The organism is Paraburkholderia sp. (assembly GCF_034668105.1).
Lineage (GTDB): Bacteria > Pseudomonadota > Gammaproteobacteria > Burkholderiales > Burkholderiaceae > Paraburkholderia.
The window spans coordinates 1-17,990 of the sequence record NZ_JAXDPY010000217.1; the positions used below are offsets into that span (position 1 = coordinate 1).

16 protein-coding genes are annotated in these 17,990 nt (G+C 64.3%); all 16 read left to right on the forward strand.

The window, feature by feature from the left end:
- Positions 1–1,054 (forward strand): UDP-N-acetylmuramate:L-alanyl-gamma-D-glutamyl-meso-diaminopimelate ligase (mpl, locus tag QOC89_RS10160; RefSeq protein ID WP_323044891.1); only part of this gene is annotated, 1,054 nt, incomplete at its 5' end.
- A complete protein-coding gene (locus QOC89_RS10165) occupies positions 1,051–1,653 on the forward strand; it encodes a YqiA/YcfP family alpha/beta fold hydrolase (RefSeq protein ID WP_323044892.1) in 603 nt (200 codons plus the stop codon). The genes mpl and QOC89_RS10165, both read left to right, overlap by 4 nt.
- Positions 1,654–1,834: 181 nt before the next feature.
- On the forward strand, positions 1,835–3,949 hold the full coding sequence (locus tag QOC89_RS10170) for a ribonuclease catalytic domain-containing protein (protein WP_323044893.1): 2,115 nt from the start codon (positions 1,835–1,837) through the stop codon (positions 3,947–3,949).
- Positions 3,946–4,809, forward strand: a complete 864-nt coding sequence (aroE, locus tag QOC89_RS10175; protein WP_323044894.1) for a shikimate dehydrogenase — start codon at positions 3,946–3,948, stop codon at positions 4,807–4,809. The genes QOC89_RS10170 and aroE overlap by 4 nt, the downstream gene beginning before the upstream one ends.
- 57 nt (positions 4,810–4,866) lie before the next feature.
- Positions 4,867–5,589, forward strand: a complete 723-nt coding sequence (gene mtgA / locus QOC89_RS10180) for a monofunctional biosynthetic peptidoglycan transglycosylase (protein ID WP_323044895.1) — start codon at positions 4,867–4,869, stop codon at positions 5,587–5,589.
- A 583-nt stretch (positions 5,590–6,172) separates the two neighbouring features.
- The gene (locus tag QOC89_RS10185) at positions 6,173–7,150 is read left to right on the forward strand and encodes an IclR family transcriptional regulator (RefSeq protein ID WP_323044896.1); all 978 of its coding nucleotides are present in this window, start codon (positions 6,173–6,175) and stop codon (positions 7,148–7,150) included.
- A gap of 338 nt (positions 7,151–7,488) precedes the next feature.
- Positions 7,489–8,523, forward strand: coding sequence for a 2-dehydro-3-deoxygalactonokinase (locus tag QOC89_RS10190; protein ID WP_323044905.1), 1,035 nt, complete (start codon positions 7,489–7,491; stop codon positions 8,521–8,523).
- Positions 8,524–8,559: 36 nt separating this feature from the next.
- Entirely contained in the window at positions 8,560–9,240 is a 681-nt protein-coding gene (locus QOC89_RS10195; protein ID WP_323044897.1) for a 2-dehydro-3-deoxy-6-phosphogalactonate aldolase, read from the forward strand.
- The gene (locus QOC89_RS10200; RefSeq protein ID WP_323044898.1) at positions 9,237–10,013 is read left to right on the forward strand and encodes an SDR family oxidoreductase; all 777 of its coding nucleotides are present in this window, start codon (positions 9,237–9,239) and stop codon (positions 10,011–10,013) included. Before QOC89_RS10195 ends, QOC89_RS10200 begins: the two co-directional genes overlap by 4 nt.
- A 272-nt stretch (positions 10,014–10,285) precedes the next feature.
- The gene (locus QOC89_RS10205; RefSeq protein ID WP_323044899.1) at positions 10,286–11,284 is read left to right on the forward strand and encodes an arabinose ABC transporter substrate-binding protein; all 999 of its coding nucleotides are present in this window, start codon (positions 10,286–10,288) and stop codon (positions 11,282–11,284) included.
- Between the two features lie 120 nt (positions 11,285–11,404).
- Complete coding sequence (araG, locus tag QOC89_RS10210) at positions 11,405–12,958, forward strand: L-arabinose ABC transporter ATP-binding protein AraG (protein WP_323044900.1); 1,554 nt, start codon at positions 11,405–11,407, stop codon at positions 12,956–12,958.
- 54 nt (positions 12,959–13,012) lie between these two features.
- A complete protein-coding gene (gene araH, locus QOC89_RS10215; protein ID WP_179734424.1) occupies positions 13,013–14,029 on the forward strand; it encodes an L-arabinose ABC transporter permease AraH in 1,017 nt (338 codons plus the stop codon).
- Between the two features lie 40 nt (positions 14,030–14,069).
- Positions 14,070–14,873: an SDR family oxidoreductase gene (locus QOC89_RS10220; RefSeq protein WP_323044901.1), complete on the forward strand. Its 804-nt coding sequence runs from the start codon at positions 14,070–14,072 to the stop codon at positions 14,871–14,873.
- Positions 14,870–15,847, forward strand: a complete 978-nt coding sequence (locus QOC89_RS10225) for an SMP-30/gluconolactonase/LRE family protein (protein WP_323044902.1) — start codon at positions 14,870–14,872, stop codon at positions 15,845–15,847. Before QOC89_RS10220 ends, QOC89_RS10225 begins: the two co-directional genes overlap by 4 nt.
- Positions 15,848–16,055: 208 nt before the next feature.
- Positions 16,056–17,105: an aldose 1-epimerase gene (locus tag QOC89_RS10230; RefSeq protein WP_323044903.1), complete on the forward strand. Its 1,050-nt coding sequence runs from the start codon at positions 16,056–16,058 to the stop codon at positions 17,103–17,105.
- Between the two features lie 135 nt (positions 17,106–17,240).
- Positions 17,241–17,990, forward strand: a 750-nt coding sequence (gene pyrF, locus QOC89_RS10235) for an orotidine-5'-phosphate decarboxylase (RefSeq protein WP_323044904.1), incomplete at its 3' end; no start/stop codon positions are given.

The following is a 17,990-nucleotide window of genomic DNA, read 5'->3' on the forward strand; positions in this document are numbered from 1 at the left end:
CAGTTCGATGCTGACGTGGCTGCTCGAAGACGCGGGTCTCAATCCGGGCTTCCTGATCGGCGGCGTGCCGCTGAATTTCGGCGTGTCGGCGCGGCTGACCGATTCCAGTTTCTTCGTGATCGAAGCCGATGAGTACGACACGGCCTTTTTCGACAAGCGGTCCAAGTTCGTCCACTATCGCCCCAAGACCGCGGTTCTGAACAATCTTGAATTCGATCATGCTGACATCTTCCCGGATCTGGCCGCGATCGAAACACAGTTTCATCATCTCGTCCGCACGGTGCCGGGCCTCGGCCGGATTGTGACAAATGGTCGCGAAGACGCGCTGGAGCGTGTGCTGACGCGCGGTTGCTGGAGCGAAGTCGAGCGCTTCGGCGTGCAAGGCGGTTGGGAAACCTTGCCGGCGGAAGACGGCGAGCCGGTCGACGAGCGTTTCGCCGTGTATCACAACAGCCAGCGCGTCGGCGTGGTCGAGTGGCAGGTGCAGGGTGAGCACAACCGCATGAACGCGCTGGCTGCGATCGCCGCCGCGCGGCATGTCGGCGTGCCGCCGGCGGTGGCCGCGAAGTCGCTGGCGAGCTTCCGGAATGTGAAGCGCCGCATGGAAGTGCGCGGCAGCGTCGATGGCGTGACCGTCTACGACGATTTCGCCCATCACCCCACGGCGATCGAAACCACGGTGGCCGGATTGCGCGCGCGCGTCGGCCGTGAGAACACGCGCATCCTGGCCGTGCTGGAGCCGCGCTCGAACACCATGAAGCTCGGCGTGATGAAGGCGCAACTGCCCGCGAGTCTGGCCGACGCCGACTTGGTGTTCGGCTACGGAGCGCCCGCCGGCCGCGACGCACTCGGCTGGAATCTCGGCGAAGCGCTCGCGCCGCTCGGCGGCAAGGCGCAAGCTTTCGACAATCTCGACGCGCTGGTCAAAGCAGTCGTGCATGCGGCGCGCCCCGGCGACCAGATTCTGGTGATGAGCAACGGCGGCTTCGGCGGCGTGCATCAGAAGCTGCTTGATGCGTTGTCCGCGGCCCTCTCCGCGCGAGGCGCTTCGTGATCCTTTATCTGCACGGTTTCCGCTCGTCGCCTAATTCGTTCAAGGCGCGCGTGCTGGCGGCACGTCTCGTCGAACTGGGGCGCAGCGACGAATGGTGCTGCCCGATGCTGCCGGTCTCGCCGTTCGAGACCGTGGCGCTCGCCGAATCGCTGGTGGCGGCAGCGCAGCCGGCAAATGTCACGGTGATCGGCAGTTCGCTGGGTGGCTACTTCGCCACCCATCTCGCCGAGAAGCACGGCTGGCCGGCGGTGTTGCTAAACCCGGCGGTGGTGCCGCAACGCGACCTGAGCGCCTACCTCGGCGAGCAGCCTTTGTGGCACGGCGGCGGCAGCATCACAGTCGAGCCGCATCATCTGGATGAACTGCGCGCGCTCGGCGTCGCGTCGATCACGCGGCCCGAACGCTATTATTTGATAGCCGCCACCGGCGACGAAGTGCTCGATTACCGCGAAATGCTTGCGCACTATCCGGGCGCGCGCACGACGCTGATCGAAGGGAGCGACCATGCGATCAGCGAATTCGCGCAATACGTCGACGCTGTGCTGGCCTTTTGCGACGCCGAAGACATCGAGCCGCCGGCGCCGCGCGAGGCGGCCTGACTGCCGTGGCCGCGACGCTTGCGCCGCGAGGAGCCGTTGAGTATCACCAGAATCATGCCGCCGGCGCGCGCGTATCGCGCCGCGGATCCACTATCACGAACATGTTGCCGTGCCGCGCAGTGACCGATAGCTGAACCGGATCGGGCGCACCGGCGGATGCAAGTCAGAACGAGAGTATTGAGTGAACGTTTTCTTCGAGGAATCGGGCAGTTTCAAGGCGGGCAGCGTGCTGTCGCGCCAAGGCGATGCTTTTCAGGTCGAGTTGCCGGGCGGCCGCCGCGCCAAGGTGCGCGCGAAAGATGTGCTGATCGAATTTGAAAAGCCGAGCGCCGGCGAGTTGATGCAGCAGGCTGACGCCGCCGCGCAGGACATCGATCTGGACTTCCTGTGGGAATGCGCGCCGGACGATGAATTCCCGTTTGCCACGCTGGGCGCCGAGTACTTCGGCGAATCGTTCGGCTCGATCGAGCGCGCGGCGCTGGTGCTGCGCATGCACGGCGCGCCGGTCTACTTTCGCCGCAAAGGCCGCGGCATGTACCAGCGCGCGCCGCAGGAGCAACTCAAGATGGCGCTTGCCGGGCTGGAGCGCAAGCGTCAGCAGGCGATGGTGCAGGCAGGCTACGAAGAAGAGCTGAAGGCAGGCCGTTTGCCGGAAGGCTTTAGCGGCAGCAAGGCGCTCGCTTTGCTCACGAGGCCGGACAAGAACACGATCGAATACAAGGCGCTGGAGGGCGCGGCCGCGGCGCGCGGCATTTCGCAGGCGCGGCTGATGCTCGAGTGCGGCGGAATTCCGTCGGCCCGCGCGCTGCACGAGGCGAAATTCCTCTCCGAGTTTTTCCCGCACGGCACCGGTTTTCCGCCGGTCACCGTCGGCACGTTGCCGGAAGATCTGCCGGAAGCCCACGTGCAGGCGTTCTCGATCGACGACGTTACCACCACTGAAATCGACGATGCATTCTCCGTCGAGCATCTGGCCGACGGCCGTGTGCGGATCGGCGTGCACATCGCCGCGCCGGCGCTCGGCATTGTGCGTGGCGACGAGGTCGACGAGATTGCACGCACGCGCTTGTCGACCGTTTATATGCCGGGCGACAAGATCACGATGCTGCCCGACAGCGTCGTCGAAGCGTTCACGCTGGCTGAAGGCGGCTTGCGACCGGCGTTGTCGCTGTATGTGATCATCAATCGCGAGACCCAGGAAATCGTGGCAAGCGAAACGCGCGCCGAGCGCGTGTTCGTGAAGAACAATCTGCGCCACAACACGCTGGACGAGCTGGTCACCGAAGAAGCGCTCGCCGCCGGCACCGGCGACTATCCGCACAAGGAAGACATCGCCGTGCTGTGGCCGTTTGCGCAGGCGCTGTTCGAAAAGCGCCAGACCGCGCGTGCCGGGTACGGCCTGCGCCGCGAGGTGCAGCGCAACACCGATTTCAACTTCTACGTGGAAGGCGAGCACATCACCATCACGCCGCGTCGGCGCGGATCGCCGCTCGACACGATCGTCGCGGAGCTCGCGATTCTCGCCAACTCGTCGTGGGGTGCGTTCCTGCACGACCACGGTGTGCCGGGCATCTATCGGACGCAACGCGCGTTCGGCGCGCCGACCGGCCCGAAGCGCACCCGCATGCAGACCAACGCCGCGCCGCACGAGGGGCTGGGCGTCACGCAATACGCGTGGAGCACGTCACCGCTGCGCCGCTACGTCGACCTCGTGAACCAGTGGCAGTTGCTCGCCTGTGTGCAGCATGGCGTGACCGCGAAACTGGCCGCACCCTTCAAGCCGAAGGACGCCGAACTGTTCGCCGTCGTGCAAGGTTTCGACGACACCTACACCGCGTATGCGGATCACCAGCGCCGCATGGAGTACTTCTGGTGTCTGAGATGGTTGAAGCAGGAGAACCGCAAGCAGGTGGTGGCGTCGGTGGTGAAGGGCGATCTGGTGCGCCTCGAGGAGATTCCGCTACTGCTGCACGTGCCGGGTCTCGGCGTGCACGCGCGCGGCACGCGCTTGCAGATGGAAGTGATGTCGCTCGACGAACTGACCGTTGAAGCTTCCGTGCGCCTGTTGCATGTGCTCGACGCACCGACCGTGACGAGCGGCGGCGAAGCTGAGGAAGCCGACGAGGGCGAAGAGGAAATCATCGACGTGGCCGATGAAAGCGCCGAAGGCGAAGCCGAGGCGCAAGCCGAAGCGGACCTTGACGGCGGCGCGGCTGGACAGGGCGACGCAGAAAACGGCGCGGGCGCCAGCGACGCATCAGCGGATCAGCAGCACGTGGCGGAGCCGGGACGATGAGCACTGGCGCAGCACGCGATCGCTACGCGGTCATCGGCAACCCGGTCGGTCATAGCAAGTCGCCGTTCATTCATGGCCGCTTTGCCGCGCAGACCGGCGAGCCGATCGAGTACGGCCACTTGCTCGCGCCGGTCGATGCATTCGTGCCGCACGTGCGGGCTTTTATCGAAGCGGGCGGACGTGGCTTGAACGTCACGGTGCCGTTCAAGCTCGACGCACACGCATTCGCGAACACCTTGTCGCCGCGCGCGGCGGCCGCCGGCGCGGTGAACACGTTGCGCTTCGATGCGAGCGGTGTCTACGGCGACAACACGGACGGCTTTGGCCTCGTGCGCGACATCGAGGTGAATCTTGGTGTGCCGTTGAAGGGCGCGCGGATTTTGTTGCTGGGCGCAGGCGGTGCCGCTCGCGGCGTCGTGTTGCCGATGCTGGATCGCGCGCCGCATACGCTGACGATCGTCAACCGCACCGCGGCGAAGGCCGAAGCGCTGGTCGATCAGTTCGCCCACGCTGCGCGCGACGCCGCTTGCCGTCTGAGCGGCGGCAGTGCGCGAGCGATCGAAGCGGGACCATACGACGTGATCGTCAACGCGACGGCGGGCAGTCTGGATGCTTCGTTGCCCGAGTGCGACGACCGTGCGTTCGGCAGCGGCACGCTTGCTTATGACATGATGTACGGCGCGCATCCGACGGTGTTCATGGAGCATGCGCAGAAGCTCGGTGCGCGCGGCGCCGACGGTCTCGGCATGCTGGTCGAGCAGGCCGCCGAATCGTTCTACGTGTGGCGCGGCGTGCGGCCGGACGGCGCGCCGGTGCTGGCCGAATTGCGAGCGCTGTTGACGGCGCCGTCGCGCGCCTAGATTGCTGCATGACTTTCCGGAACACGCCAATTCACCGACTTGAGGGCTCCAGTCACGATGACAGCAACACGGCGCGGGAGCCGGACGGGTCCGGTGCGATGGATGTTTTATCTGGGGGCCGTGGTGGCAATTGCGTGGTTCGCTACGCAGGCGTTCTATTTCGCGCAGATCGCGTTGTGGAATTACGTGAATCCCCAGTCGACGGCTTTCATGCGCTCGGATGCGTGGCGCTTATCGGAGGATCGGCCTGATCTTTCGGTGCAGCATACGTGGGTGCCGTATGAGCAGATTTCGCACAATTTGAAGCGTGCGATTATCGCTTCCGAAGATGCGAACTTCGTGAATAACAACGGCTACGAGACGGACGCCATTTTGCAGGCGTGGGAGCGCAATAAGACCAAGGGCAAGATTGTGCGGGGCGGCTCGACGATTACCCAGCAGTTGGCGCGGAATCTGTTTTTGTCGCGGGAGAAGAGTTATATCCGCAAGGGGCAGGAGCTGATCATTACGTGGATGCTTGAGACCTTGATGGATAAGCAGCGGATCTTCGAGATTTATCTGAACTCCGTTGAGTGGGGGAATGGGGTTTATGGCGCGGAGGCGGCCGCGCATTATTACTACAAGACTTCTGCTGCGAAGTTGACTGCTGCGCAGTCGGCACGGTTGGCGGTGATGTTGCCGCAGCCTAAGTATTTTGATGAGCACAGAGGCTCGGGGTATCTGGCGCAGCGTTCTCGCGTGATTGCGAGGAGGATGGGGGCGGCTGAGTTGCCGGAATAAAATGCCTGCGGTGTTGGGTTGTTGTTGAGCATGGTTTCATGCGGTGGGCTTGTTCGTCTGATTGCCTACGGCGTCGGGCTTTGCTCGAAGTGGTTGCCTGCGGGGCGCTTGTTTCTGTTTGCCTACGGCGTTGGCCTTTCCTTGTTTTCTTATTGGTCGATTAGCGTCGCCCCTGTGCGGGGCGGGCACTTACTTCTCTTTGCCGCCGGTGGCAAATAAAAAAGCCGGAACAAAAACCGCCACATGGGGGCAATCAAAACCGGAGGGTGCCGCAGCAGCCCCGACCTAACCCTCATGCATGCCCCGCAAGAAAAAAAATCCCAGTATATGAATCAAACATTCACATATTGGAGCTTTCTCAAAAACCGCCCTACAATCCAAACCAACCCGCACCGCGAGCCAGCAAAACAGGCCGCGGTCAGCGACAGCAAATAAAACCGGAGACAAAGCCAAACCATGCCTAATACCCAAAGGCAGCACCCGCCTGCCCGCGCCACCGGCAACGCATCCGGTTCCGCGAACAAAACAGGCCTCCTCTCCGGTCCCGCGCTGTAAGCGCAAAAACCACCACAAGCAGATCGCCATGAACAAAGCGATGCCTACTCACGCCGCCAGCGCGTCCAAAGCCGATCTGGAGCCGCAAGCCGATCATGCGCCCCGCGCAGTGCCGCAACCGGCCGCCAACGCCGCCAAAGCACACCGCGCCAGCCCGCAACCGGCCGTGCTCAACGAAATCGCGTTGCCCAGCACGCTGCTCGACGTCACGCCGCAACAAGCCGGCACACAAACGCTGCTGCGCGGCCTCGCGATTCTGGAAGCCGCCGCTGCCGGCGTGCGCGATCTGCGTACCTTCGGCGCCGCGCTCGGCACGACCCGCAGCACCACCCATCGGCTGGTGAGCAGCCTCGTGCAGGCGCGCTATCTGCGGCAAGTGCAAGGCGGCTATCTGCTCGGCCCCAAGCTGATCGAACTCGGCACCATCGCGCTCGAACAGATGCCGCTCACCGCAGTCGCGCGTCAACATCTCGAATCGCTCGCTGAGCAGACGCTCGACACGATCCACCTCGGCGTGCGCGACGGCGACGACGTGCTGTACATCGACAAGATCCCCGGCACGCGTGGCCTCGAAATGCGCTCGCGCGTCGGTCATCGGATGCCGTTGGCGTCGACGGGGATCGGCAAAGCCATGATGCTCGACCTCACGCCGGACGTCTGGCAGTCGCTTTTCGAAGCATCGCGTCGCGCGCTCGCCGGCGTCAGCTTCAAGCCGGATAACCGTCCCGATCAGCAAACGTTCATGCAGCGCATGACCAACTACGCTGCCGGCGGCTACACCTTCGACCTCGAGGAAAACGAAGCATCGATCCGTTGCGTCGCCGCACCGGTGCGCGATGCGTCGGGCTCCGTCGTGGCTGCGCTGTCGGTGGCGAGCACGATTCCTTATATGTCGCTGGAGCGCATGGACGAACTGATTCCGGTCGTGCAGCGCGAAGCGCGCGCGATCTCGGAAGAACTCGGCTGGCGCGCCCCGCAACCGGCAACCCGCAGGATCAAGCGATGAAGCAAGCGGGTTCCCCCATGCCGGCAGCGACTAACGCCGCTGTCAACGCCAATGGAAGCGCCACTAGCGGAAGCGCTATCGCCGCCGGAAGGGTCGCCACCAACGGAAGCGTCACCGCCGGAAGCGTCATCGCGAATGGAGGCGCCGCCAGCGGAAGCGTCACCGCCAATGGAGGTGCCCCCAGCGGAAGCGTCACCGCCAATGGAGGCGCCCCCAGCGGAAGCACCACCACCGGAAGCACCACCACCACCGGAAGCACCACCGCCACCGGAAGCACAACCACCGGAAGCACAACCACCGGAAGCACAACCACCGGAAGCGTCACTACCAACGGCAGCATCGCCAACGAAAACGCCTCCGCCAACCCCCAGCACGCAGCGCTTATCGCGCTCGACTGGGGCACCACGTCGCTGCGCGCGTATCTATACGACGCGGCCGGCGAGGTGCTGGCGACGCGCGCATCGACGGCCGGCATCATGAATTTGCCGCGCAGCGCCGAGCAAGGCGGCTTCGACGCCGCGTTCGACGACGCGTGCGGCGCGTGGCTCGACCAGGCGCCCGCCGTGCCGGTGATCGCGGCAGGGATGGTCGGCAGCGCGCAAGGCTGGGTCGAGGCACCCTACGTCGACGCGCCCGCGAATGCCGATGCGCTGGTGGCCGGCATCGTCCGCGTAAAAGCCGCGAGTGGCGCGACGCTGCACATCGTGCCGGGCGTCCTGCAACGCGGCGAACTGCCGAACGTGATGCGCGGCGAAGAAACCCAGATTTTCGGCGCCCTCGGTCAGGAATCGGGCGAATCTGGCGAATCGGGCGCCGCGCACAGCGGCAAGCGCGCGCTGATCGGCTTGCCCGGCACCCACGCGAAATGGGCCGTCGTGCAGGCAGGCCGCATCGAACGTTTTCATACCTTCATGACCGGCGAGGTGTTCGCGGCATTGCGCGAGCACACCATCCTCGGCCGCACGATGGTCACGCCGGATCGTCCGGACACCGAGGCGTTCCTGCACGGCGTCAAGATCGCCCGTGACAAGGGGCAGCAAGGCTTGCTGGCCACCGTATTCAGCTCCCGCACGCTCGGCCTGACGGGACAACTTTCGCGCGAACAGCAGCCCGACTATCTGTCGGGCCTGCTGATCGGGCACGAACTGGCCGGTCTCGAAGCCGCGCTGACGCAACAGCAAACCTCGCTGGCCGGCCAGCACTTGCGCCTGATCGGCAATGAAGCGCTGTGCGAACGCTATCGCCTGGCACTCGCGCAATTCGGCTGCACTCACGCGGAACTGGTGAAGCACGCGACCGAGCGCGGCCTCTGGCGCGTCGCCGCTCAGGCAGGGCTCGTCAATCCGGCGCCCCAAGCGGCGCGCGCCGGCTGACCGGCGGCGCCGCCGCTCACGAAACAAGGAACCGACATGCAACCTCACATCAATCTGCCCGCCCCGTACATGCCGCACGCGGGTTTGATCGCCGCGTTCGACGTGTGTCCGCTAATCGCGATCATGCGCGGCGTGACGCCGGCTGATGCCGCCGAGCACGGCCAGGCCCTGTACGAAGCGGGCTTTCGCATTATCGAAGTGCCGTTGAATTCGCCGCAGCCGTTCGACAGCATCGCGGCGATCCGCAAGGCGTTGCCGGTGGATGCGATCGTCGGCGCGGGCACGGTGCTGCATCCCAGTTTCGTCAACGACGTGAAGTCGGCGGGCGGCGAGCTGATCGTGATGCCGCATAGCGATCCGGACGTCGTCGGCGCCGCGAAAGCACAAGGCATGGCCTGCGCGCCGGGCGTGGCCACGCCGAATGAAGCCTTCATCGCGCTGAAAAACGGCGCGGACGTGCTGAAGATGTTCCCCGCCGAACAGCTCGGCTGCCAGGTCGTGAAGGCGTGGCGCGCGGTGATCGCGGCGCAGGTGCCGCTGGTGCCGGTGGGTGGGGTCACGCCGGACAACATGGGTCCGTTCCTGAGCGCCGGCGCGAATGGCTTCGGCCTCGGCTCGGCGCTGTACAAGCCGGGTCAGAGCGTGGCGGTGACCGCCTCGCACGCGAAGGCGTTCATCAACGGGTTGCGCATCGCTCGGGCAGGCGCGAAGAAATGACGCGGCTCGCCGACAAAGTCGCCTTGATCACCGGCGCCGGGCGCGGCATCGGTGCGGCGATCGCGCTCGCGTTTGCGCGCGAGGGCGCAGCGGTCGTGCTGGCCGAACTCGATATCGAAACGGCGCGGCAGACGGCGGAGCAGATCAAGGCGCAAACCGGCGGCCGCGTGTTGGCGGTGCAGACGGATGTGACGCAGTCGGCGTCGGTTCAGCACGCGGTGAGCGAAGGCGAACGCGCGTTCGGCGCGCTCGACGTGCTGGTCAACAACGCCGGCATCAACGTGTTCTGCGATCCGCTGACGATGACCGATGACGACTGGCGCCGTTGCTTCGCAGTCGATCTCGACGGCGTCTGGAATGGCTGCCGCGCGGTGCTGCCGGGCATGGTCGAACGTGGCGCGGGCAGCATCGTGAATATCGCGTCGACGCATGCGTTCAAGATTATTCCGGGATGTTTCCCGTACCCGGTGGCGAAGCACGGCGTGATCGGTTTGACGCGTGCGCTCGGCATCGAATACGCGCCGCGCAATGTGCGGGTCAATGCGATCGCGCCCGGGTACATCGAAACGCAACTGACGCACGACTGGTGGAATGAACAAGCCGATCCGGCGGCCGCGAAACAGGCGACGCTCGATCTGCAACCGATGAAGCGCATCGGCCGCCCGGAAGAGGTGGCGATGACGGCGGTGTTTCTCGCCTCGGACGAAGCGCCGTTCATCAACGCCAGTTGCATCACCGTGGACGGCGGCCGCTCGGCGGTGTATCACGACTGAACAGGGCGGAGCGGCACGCAACAGGATGCGGGACAGGCAGTTCCAGCAAGAAGCAAGAACAGTAGGAACGGGCAACAGGAACGGGGCAGCAAGAGCGGGGCAGCAAGAACGGGGCAGCAAGAGCGGGGCAACAAAAACGGGCAACAAGAACAAACGGCAGCAACAGCAAGCCAAGGTTTCACCGGACGACGCGCTGGCCGCGTGTGTCACAACCGGTACAAGAAGACGCGGCCGATACCTTCTCGTTATCAATTAGTCAGGAGACACGCATCATGAAACGAAGAATTTTCCTCACGCTGGCAGCAGCGGCGGCGGGTGTGCTCTTCAACGCACCGGTCGCGCAAGCCGCGGACCCGGTAAAGATCGGCTTTCTCGTGAAGCAGCCGGAAGAACCGTGGTTCCAGGACGAATGGAAATTCGCGGAAATCGCCGCCAAGGAGAAGGGCTTCACGCTGGTGAAAATCGGCGCGCCGTCGGGCGAGAAGGTGATGAGCGCCATCGACAACCTGTCGGCTCAGAAAGCCCAGGGCTTTGTGATCTGCACGCCTGACGTCAAGCTCGGACCGGGCATTGTCGCGAAGGCGAAGGCCGACGGCCTGAAGATGATGACGGTCGACGACCGCCTCGTCGACGGCGCGGGCAAGCCCATCGCGGCGGTGCCGCATATGGGCATCTCGGCGTACAACATCGGCAAGCAGGTCGGCGACGGTCTCGCCGCGGAAATCAAGAAGCGCGGCTGGGACATGAAGGATGTGGGCGCCATCGACGTGACCTACGAACAGCTGCCGACCGCGCACGACCGCACCAGCGGCGCGACCGACGCACTGGTCGCCGCCGGCTTCCCGAAAGCGAACATCATCGCCGCGCCGCAAGCGAAGACCGACACGGAAAACGCGTTCAACGCCGCCAACATCGCGCTGACCAAGAACCCGCAGTTCAAGCACTGGGTGGCCTACGCGCTGAACGACGAAGGGGTGCTCGGCGCCGTGCGCGCAGCGGAAGGCCGCGGCTTCAAGGCGGACAACATGATCGGCATCGGCATCGGCGGTTCGGACTCGGCATTGAACGAGTTCAAGAAGCCGACCCCGACGGGCTTCTACGGCACGGTCATCATCAGCCCGAAGCGCCACGGCGAAGAAACCTCGACGCTGATGTACGACTGGATCACGCAAGGCAAGGAACCGCCGTTGCTGACGCTGACCACCGGCATGCTGGCCACGCGTGACAACGTGGCCGACGTGCGTCAGAAGATGGGTCTCGCGGCGAACTAAGCGGGTTGATTCAGCACGCGGTGTGATGAAGTGAGCTGCCGGCGGGTCTTTCTCCAGGGACTGGGCACGCCGGCAGCAGCAATAAAAGTTGAGCAGTTGAGACAGACCAAAGGAGGCGAAGTGTCAGCGACGCTACGTTTTGACAATATCGGCAAAGTCTTTCCAGGCGTGCGCGCGCTCGACGGTGTGTCCTTCGACGTCAACGTCGGCCAGGTGCACGGCCTGATGGGCGAAAACGGCGCGGGGAAATCCACCCTGCTGAAGATTCTCGGCGGTGAATACCAGCCCGATTCGGGCCGCGTGATGATCGACGGTAATGAGGTGCGCTTTGCGAGCGCGGCTTCGTCGATCGCGGCGGGCATCGCGGTGATTCACCAGGAACTGCAATACGTGCCCGATCTGACCGTCGCGGAAAACCTGCTGCTCGGGCAGTTGCCGAACTCGCTCGGCTGGGTCAACAAGCGCGAAGCCAAACGCTTCGTGCTCGAACGCCTCGAAGCGATGGGCGTGGCGCTCGATCCGAACGCCAAGCTGCGTAAGCTCTCGATCGCGCAACGCCAGATGGTCGAAATCTGCAAAGCGCTGCTGCGTAATGCGCGCGTGATCGCACTCGATGAACCGACCAGTTCGCTGTCGCATCGCGAGACCGAGGTGCTGTTCAAGCTGGTGCGCGATCTGCGTGCCGACAACCGCGCGATGATCTACATCTCGCACCGCATGGACGAGATCTACGAGCTATGCGACGCCTGCACGATCTTCCGCGACGGCCGCAAGATTGCCTCGCATCCGACGCTCGAAGGCGTGTCGCGCGACACCATCGTGAGCGAAATGGTTGGGCGCGAGATCTCCGACATCTATAGCTATTCGGCACGTCCGTTGGGCGACGTGCGCTTCGCGGCGAAAGCGATCGAAGGTCACGCGCTCGCGCAGCCGGCCAGCTTCGAAGTGCGGCGCGGCGAGATTCTCGGCTTTTTCGGCCTGGTGGGCGCGGGCCGCAGCGAGCTGATGCACCTCGTGTACGGCGCCGATCACAAGAAGGGCGGCGAAATTGTGCTCGACGGCAAGCCGATCAAGGTGCGCAGCGCGGGCGAGGCCATCAGGCACGGCATCGTGTTGTGCCCGGAAGATCGCAAGGAAGAAGGCATTGTCGCCATGGCGACGGTGTCGGAGAACATCAATATCAGTTGCCGCCGTCACTATCTGCGCGCGGGGATGTTCCTCGACCGCAAGAAGGAAGCGGAAACCGCCGACCGTTTTATCAAGCTGCTGAAGATCAAGACGCCGAGCCGCCGTCAGAAGATTCGTTTTCTGTCCGGTGGCAATCAGCAGAAGGCGATTCTGTCGCGCTGGCTGGCCGAGCCCGATCTGAAGGTCGTGATTCTCGACGAGCCGACGCGCGGGATCGATGTCGGCGCGAAGCATGAGATCTATAACGTGATTTATCAGCTCGCCGAACGCGGCTGCGCGATCGTCATGATTTCGTCGGAATTGCCGGAAGTGCTCGGCGTGTCCGACCGGATCATCGTGATGCGCCAGGGCCGGATTTCCGGTGAGCTGGCCCGCAAGGATGCAACGGAACAAACGGTGCTGAGCCTCGCGTTGCCGCAAAGCTCGACCGCCTTACCAGGAACCGACGCCGGAACCGCAACCGCCGCCACCGAGCGAGCGGCCTGAACCTTATTTGGACGAAAGTCCGGCAACCCGTGGGGAACGGGAGGAGTCTTCAAAATGCAAGCCAGAGAAAACCTCGCGCAACAAGCGGCCAAAGGCGCGGCCGAAGCGCTGATTCCACAGTCGAACGACAAGGCGAAATGGTGGCAGCAGATCACCGAGTACAGCCTGATCCTGATCTTCATCGTGATGTTCGTCACGATGTCGCTGACGGTCGATCACTTCTTCTCGATCGAGAACATGCTCGGTCTCGCGCTGTCGATCTCGCAGATCGGCATGGTCGCGTGCACGATGATGTTCTGCCTGGCATCGCGCGATTTCGACCTGTCGGTGGGCTCGACGGTCGCGTTCGCCGGCGTGCTGTGCGCGATGGTGCTGAACGCCACGGGCAATACATTCATCGCGATCATCGCCGCGGTGGCGGCGGGCGCCGTGATCGGCTTCGTCAATGGCGCGGTGATCGCCTATCTGCGCATCAACGCGCTGATCACGACGCTGGCCACGATGGAAATCGTCCGCGGTCTCGGCTTTATCGTGTCGCACGGGCAGGCGGTAGGCGTGTCGTCGGATACGTTCATCGCGCTCGGCGGCTTGAGCTTTTTCGGCGTATCGCTGCCGATCTGGGTCACGCTGTTGTGCTTCATCGTGTTCGGCGTGATGCTCAACCAGACCGTGTACGGCCGTAATACGCTGGCGATCGGAGGGAACCCGGAAGCTTCGCGTCTCGCCGGTATCAATGTCGAACGCACGCGCGTCTATATTTTCCTGATTCAAGGCGCGGTGACCGCGCTGGCCGGTGTGATTCTGGCTTCGCGCATTACCTCCGGCCAGCCGAACGCGGCGGAAGGTTTCGAACTGAACGTGATTTCGGCGTGCGTGTTGGGCGGCGTGTCGCTGCTCGGCGGCCGCGCGACGATCTCCGGCGTCGTGATCGGCGTGCTGATCATGGGTACGGTCGAAAACGTGATGAACCTGATGAACATCGACGCGTTCTATCAGTACCTCGTACGCGGCGCGATCCTGCTCGCCGCCGTGCTGCTCGACCAGTTGAAGAACCGCGGCTCGCGCGACTAAAACCGCGATCCACTCACTTTGCTTCTAGAGGAATCGAACGATGTCGTCTCCGGCCAATGCAAACGACCGTCTCGCGGACCACGCGTTTTTTGCCCGCTATCCGAGTCTCGTCGACCGCACGGTGTTGATTACGGGCGGTGCGACCGGTATCGGCGCATCGTTCGTCGAGCATTTCGCGGCGCAGGGCGCGCGCGTCGCGTTCTTCGATATCGACGCGACCGCGGGTGAAGCGCTCGCCGACGAACTCGGCGATTCGAAACACAAGCCGCTGTTCGTGCCCTGCGACCTGACCGATATCGACGCGCTGCAAAAAGCGATCGCCGATGTCAAAAGCGCGCTCGGGCCGATCCAGGTGCTCGTGAACAACGCGGCGAACGACAAGCGCCACACGGTCGGCGAAGTGACGCGCGAGTCTTTCGACGCGGGCATTGCGGTGAATATCCGTCACCAGTTTTTCGCGGCTCAAGCGGTGATGGAGGACATGAAAGCGGCCAACGCAGGCTCGATCATCAACCTTGGCTCGATCAGCTGGATGCTGAAGAACGGCGGCTATCCGGTGTACGTGATGTCGAAATCGGCCGTGCAGGGTTTGACGCGTGGCCTCGCGCGCGACCTCGGTCACTTCAACATCCGCGTCAATACGCTGGTGCCGGGCTGGGTAATGACGGAAAAGCAGAAGCGTTTGTGGCTCGACGACGCGGGCCGCCGCTCGATCAAGGAAGGTCAGTGCATTGACGCTGAACTGCAACCGGCCGACCTGGCGCGCATGGCGCTGTTCCTCGCCGCGGACGATAGCAAGATGATTACCGCGCAGGACCTGATCGTCGACGGAGGCTGGGCGTGAGTGCGGACATCCGCGTGGAATTGCCTGCGGGGGCGCCTTCACCCCGCGCGGCATTGCTGCTCGACACAAAATGCACGCTCGGCGAAGGCGCGACGTGGTGCGCGAAAACCGGCCGCTTCTACTGGACCGATATTGAAGGCGCGCGCCTGTGGCGCTATGACCCAAGCGACGGCAGCAGCACCTCGTGGCCTATGACCGAGCGGCTCGGCACGTTCGCGCTGTGTGCCGATCCGGATTACCTGCTGCTTGGCCTGGCGACCCATCTGGCGTTCTTCAATCCGGCAACGGGCGAGACGCAGCGTATCGTCGACGTCGAACCCGGCATGAACACGCGTGTGAACGACGGCCGCTGCGATCGCCAGGGTCGTTTCGTGTTCGGTACGAAAGACGAAGGCTCGCCGCTGCAAGCGGTCGGCGGGTTTTATCGGCTGAATCATGATTTGTCGCTGGAGCGCTTGCCGTTGCCCGCGCCGGCGATCTCGAACAGCATTGCGTTCAGTCCCGATGGCGCGACGATGTATTACTGCGATTCACCGGCCCGGGAAATCCGCACGTGCGACTATCGCGCGGACGGCAGCATCGCCAACGACCGCGTGTTCACGGCATTGACCGACGCGAGCGGCGAGCCCGACGGCTCGGCCATCGATAGTGACGGCGGCTTGTGGAACGCGCAATGGGGCGGCAGGCGCGTGGTGCGGTATGGCCCCGACGGTGTGGAAACCGAGCGCGTCGAGGTGCCGACCGCGCAACCGAGTTGCGTGGCGTTTGGCGGCCTTCCAACCGGGCTTCCAACCGGGCTTCCAACCGGACGTCCTCCGGCGCGCGCGGAACTCGGCACGCTGTACGTCACGAGCGCGCGCATCGGGCTCGACGCGGCCGCGCTCGCGGACGATCCGGGTGCGGGCGGCGTATTCATCGCCACGCCCGCACGACAAGGTTTGCCGGAGCCCGTGTTCCAAGGCTCGCCGAGATAGCGCAGAATGACGCTGCCTCATTCGCGAGGCGGTAAGGAGGACGGTTTAGCCGTGACTTTGAAGGCGAATCGGCAGTTGGTGTCGCAAAACCAGTGGCAGCAAATCGGCAGCATGCAGTTCGGACCCAGAGGCGACCGGTTAAAAAAGTCGCCCAACAGCATCCGTCAGCAATGACGGCAACGTCCCACGCCTCTCGATGGAGCCAGATATGACTGTTGCGAATCTTGTTTCCGCTTCTTCTCAGACCCGACGCGCGCGACTCAACGCGGCGGCCAATCCGGTGCTTCCCGGGCCCAGCACGTCGGCGGTGGCGGTCGGCGAAACGAGCGGCGATGTCGCTTGCATTACGCTTGCCAACGCGCACTTGCGCCTCGACGTCGCGCCGGCGCTCGGCGGCGGCGTCACCCGTTTCGACTGGCGCAACGACGGCGCGCTCACGCCGATTTTCCGGCGCTGCCGCCATGTCGGCGCGGACACCCAGCCGAACCAGCTCGCCTGTTATCCGCTGCTGCCGTATTCGAACCGGATCGGCGGCGGTCATTTCGATGTGGCGGGGCGGCGTGTCGACGTCCCGCAAAATCGCGCCGACGAACCGTTGCCGATTCATGGCGACGGCTGGCTCTCTGCCTGGCAGGTCGCGGAATCGGATCGCGAAAACGTGCGTCTGACGCTCGATCGACACGACGGCAAACCGTACGCATTCCGCGCGACCCAAACCTATACGCTGGATGGCGCCACGCTCGTCATCACGCTGGAAATCGAGAACGCCGGCCGCGAGGCGCTGCCTTTCGGGCTCGGCGTGCATCCCTTTTTCGTGCGCGATGCGGATACCGAGTTGTCGGCGGCGGCCGGCGGCCTGTGGCTCTCCGGCGACGACTGGCTGCCGGTGCGTCACGTGCCGGCGCCGCCCGCATGGCAATTCGGCGTGGCGTATCCCCTGCCGGAAGCCATCGTGAATCACGCGTTCACGGGTTGGAGCGGGCAGGCGGCGGTGGTGTGGCCCAAGCGCCGCCTGTCGCTGAATATCGCCGCCGACACCGACTACTACGTGCTGTATACGCCACCGGGTGAAGACTTCTTCTGCTTCGAGCCGGTCGATCATCCGATCAATGCGATGAATCTGGCCGGCGGCGCGTGCGAGAACGGCATGACGATGTTGAGACGCGGCGAGCGCCTCGCACGTATGTTCCGCTTCACTGTCGAACGCACTGGTTTGCGTTCGACGCCGGGGGCGCGTGGGTCGCGGCGCAAACAGTAGGCGGGTAATGGGCGAGTAGCGGACGCGTGGCTGGCGAACGCGCCGGCGCGCGTGGTGCCGCGCGCGCCGAGGCCTGCCGCGCAGGACAGGTAAAATACGCGCCTCTTCCGTTATCGGCTCGCCGCGAGACTCACCATGTCCAATTTCATCCAGACACTCAACGACGCCTGGCAGCGCACGAATTCGCTGCTGTGCGTCGGCCTCGATCCCGAGCCTAGCAAATTCCCGGGCGCGCTCGCGAACCGTCCCGAAGCGATTTTCGACTTTTGCCGCACCATCGTCGATGCGACCGCGCCGTATGCGTCGTCGTTCAAGCCGCAGATCGCATACTTCGCCGCTCATCGCGCGGAAGACCAGCTCGAGCAGCTGATCGCGCACATTCATGCGCACCACCCCGGCTTGCCGGTGATTCTGGACGCGAAACGCGGTGACATCGGCAGCACCGCCGAGCAGTACGCGCGCGAGGCGTTCGAGCGCTATCAGGCGGATGCGGTCACGGTAAATCCGTATATGGGTTTCGACTCGATCGAGCCGTATCTGGAGCACGCGGGCAAGGGCGTCATCGTGTTGTGCCGGACCTCGAACCCGGGCGGCTCGGATCTGCAGTTCCTGGAGACCGGCGGGCGGCCGTTGTATCAGGTCGTCGCGCAACTGGCGGCGGACAAGTGGAACGCGAGCGGTCAGCTCGGGCTCGTGGTCGGCGCGACCTTCCCGAAGGAAATCGAAGTGGTGCGCGGGATCGTCGGCGAGATGCCGCTGCTGATTCCGGGCATCGGCGCGCAAGGCGGCGATGTTCAGGCGACGGTCAACGCCGGCCGCACGGCGAACGGTGCGGGTATGCTGATCAATTCGTCGCGCGCCATTATCTATGCCGGCAAGGACGAG

Bases quoted from the DNA above. Each gene is read 5' to 3' on its own strand.
- aroE (WP_323044894.1), top strand. From the start codon at position 3,946: ATGAGCACTGGCGCAGCACGCGATCGCTACGCGGTCATCGGCAACCCG.
- mtgA (WP_323044895.1), top strand. From the start codon at position 4,867: ATGACAGCAACACGGCGCGGGAGCCGGACGGGTCCGGTGCGATGGATG.
- QOC89_RS10185 (WP_323044896.1), top strand. From the start codon at position 6,173: ATGAACAAAGCGATGCCTACTCACGCCGCCAGCGCGTCCAAAGCCGAT.
- QOC89_RS10195 (WP_323044897.1), top strand. From the start codon at position 8,560: ATGCAACCTCACATCAATCTGCCCGCCCCGTACATGCCGCACGCGGGT.
- QOC89_RS10200 (WP_323044898.1), top strand. From the start codon at position 9,237: ATGACGCGGCTCGCCGACAAAGTCGCCTTGATCACCGGCGCCGGGCGC.
- QOC89_RS10205 (WP_323044899.1), top strand. From the start codon at position 10,286: ATGAAACGAAGAATTTTCCTCACGCTGGCAGCAGCGGCGGCGGGTGTG.
- araH (WP_179734424.1), top strand. From the start codon at position 13,013: ATGCAAGCCAGAGAAAACCTCGCGCAACAAGCGGCCAAAGGCGCGGCC.
- QOC89_RS10220 (WP_323044901.1), top strand. From the start codon at position 14,070: ATGTCGTCTCCGGCCAATGCAAACGACCGTCTCGCGGACCACGCGTTT.
- QOC89_RS10230 (WP_323044903.1), top strand. From the start codon at position 16,056: ATGACTGTTGCGAATCTTGTTTCCGCTTCTTCTCAGACCCGACGCGCG.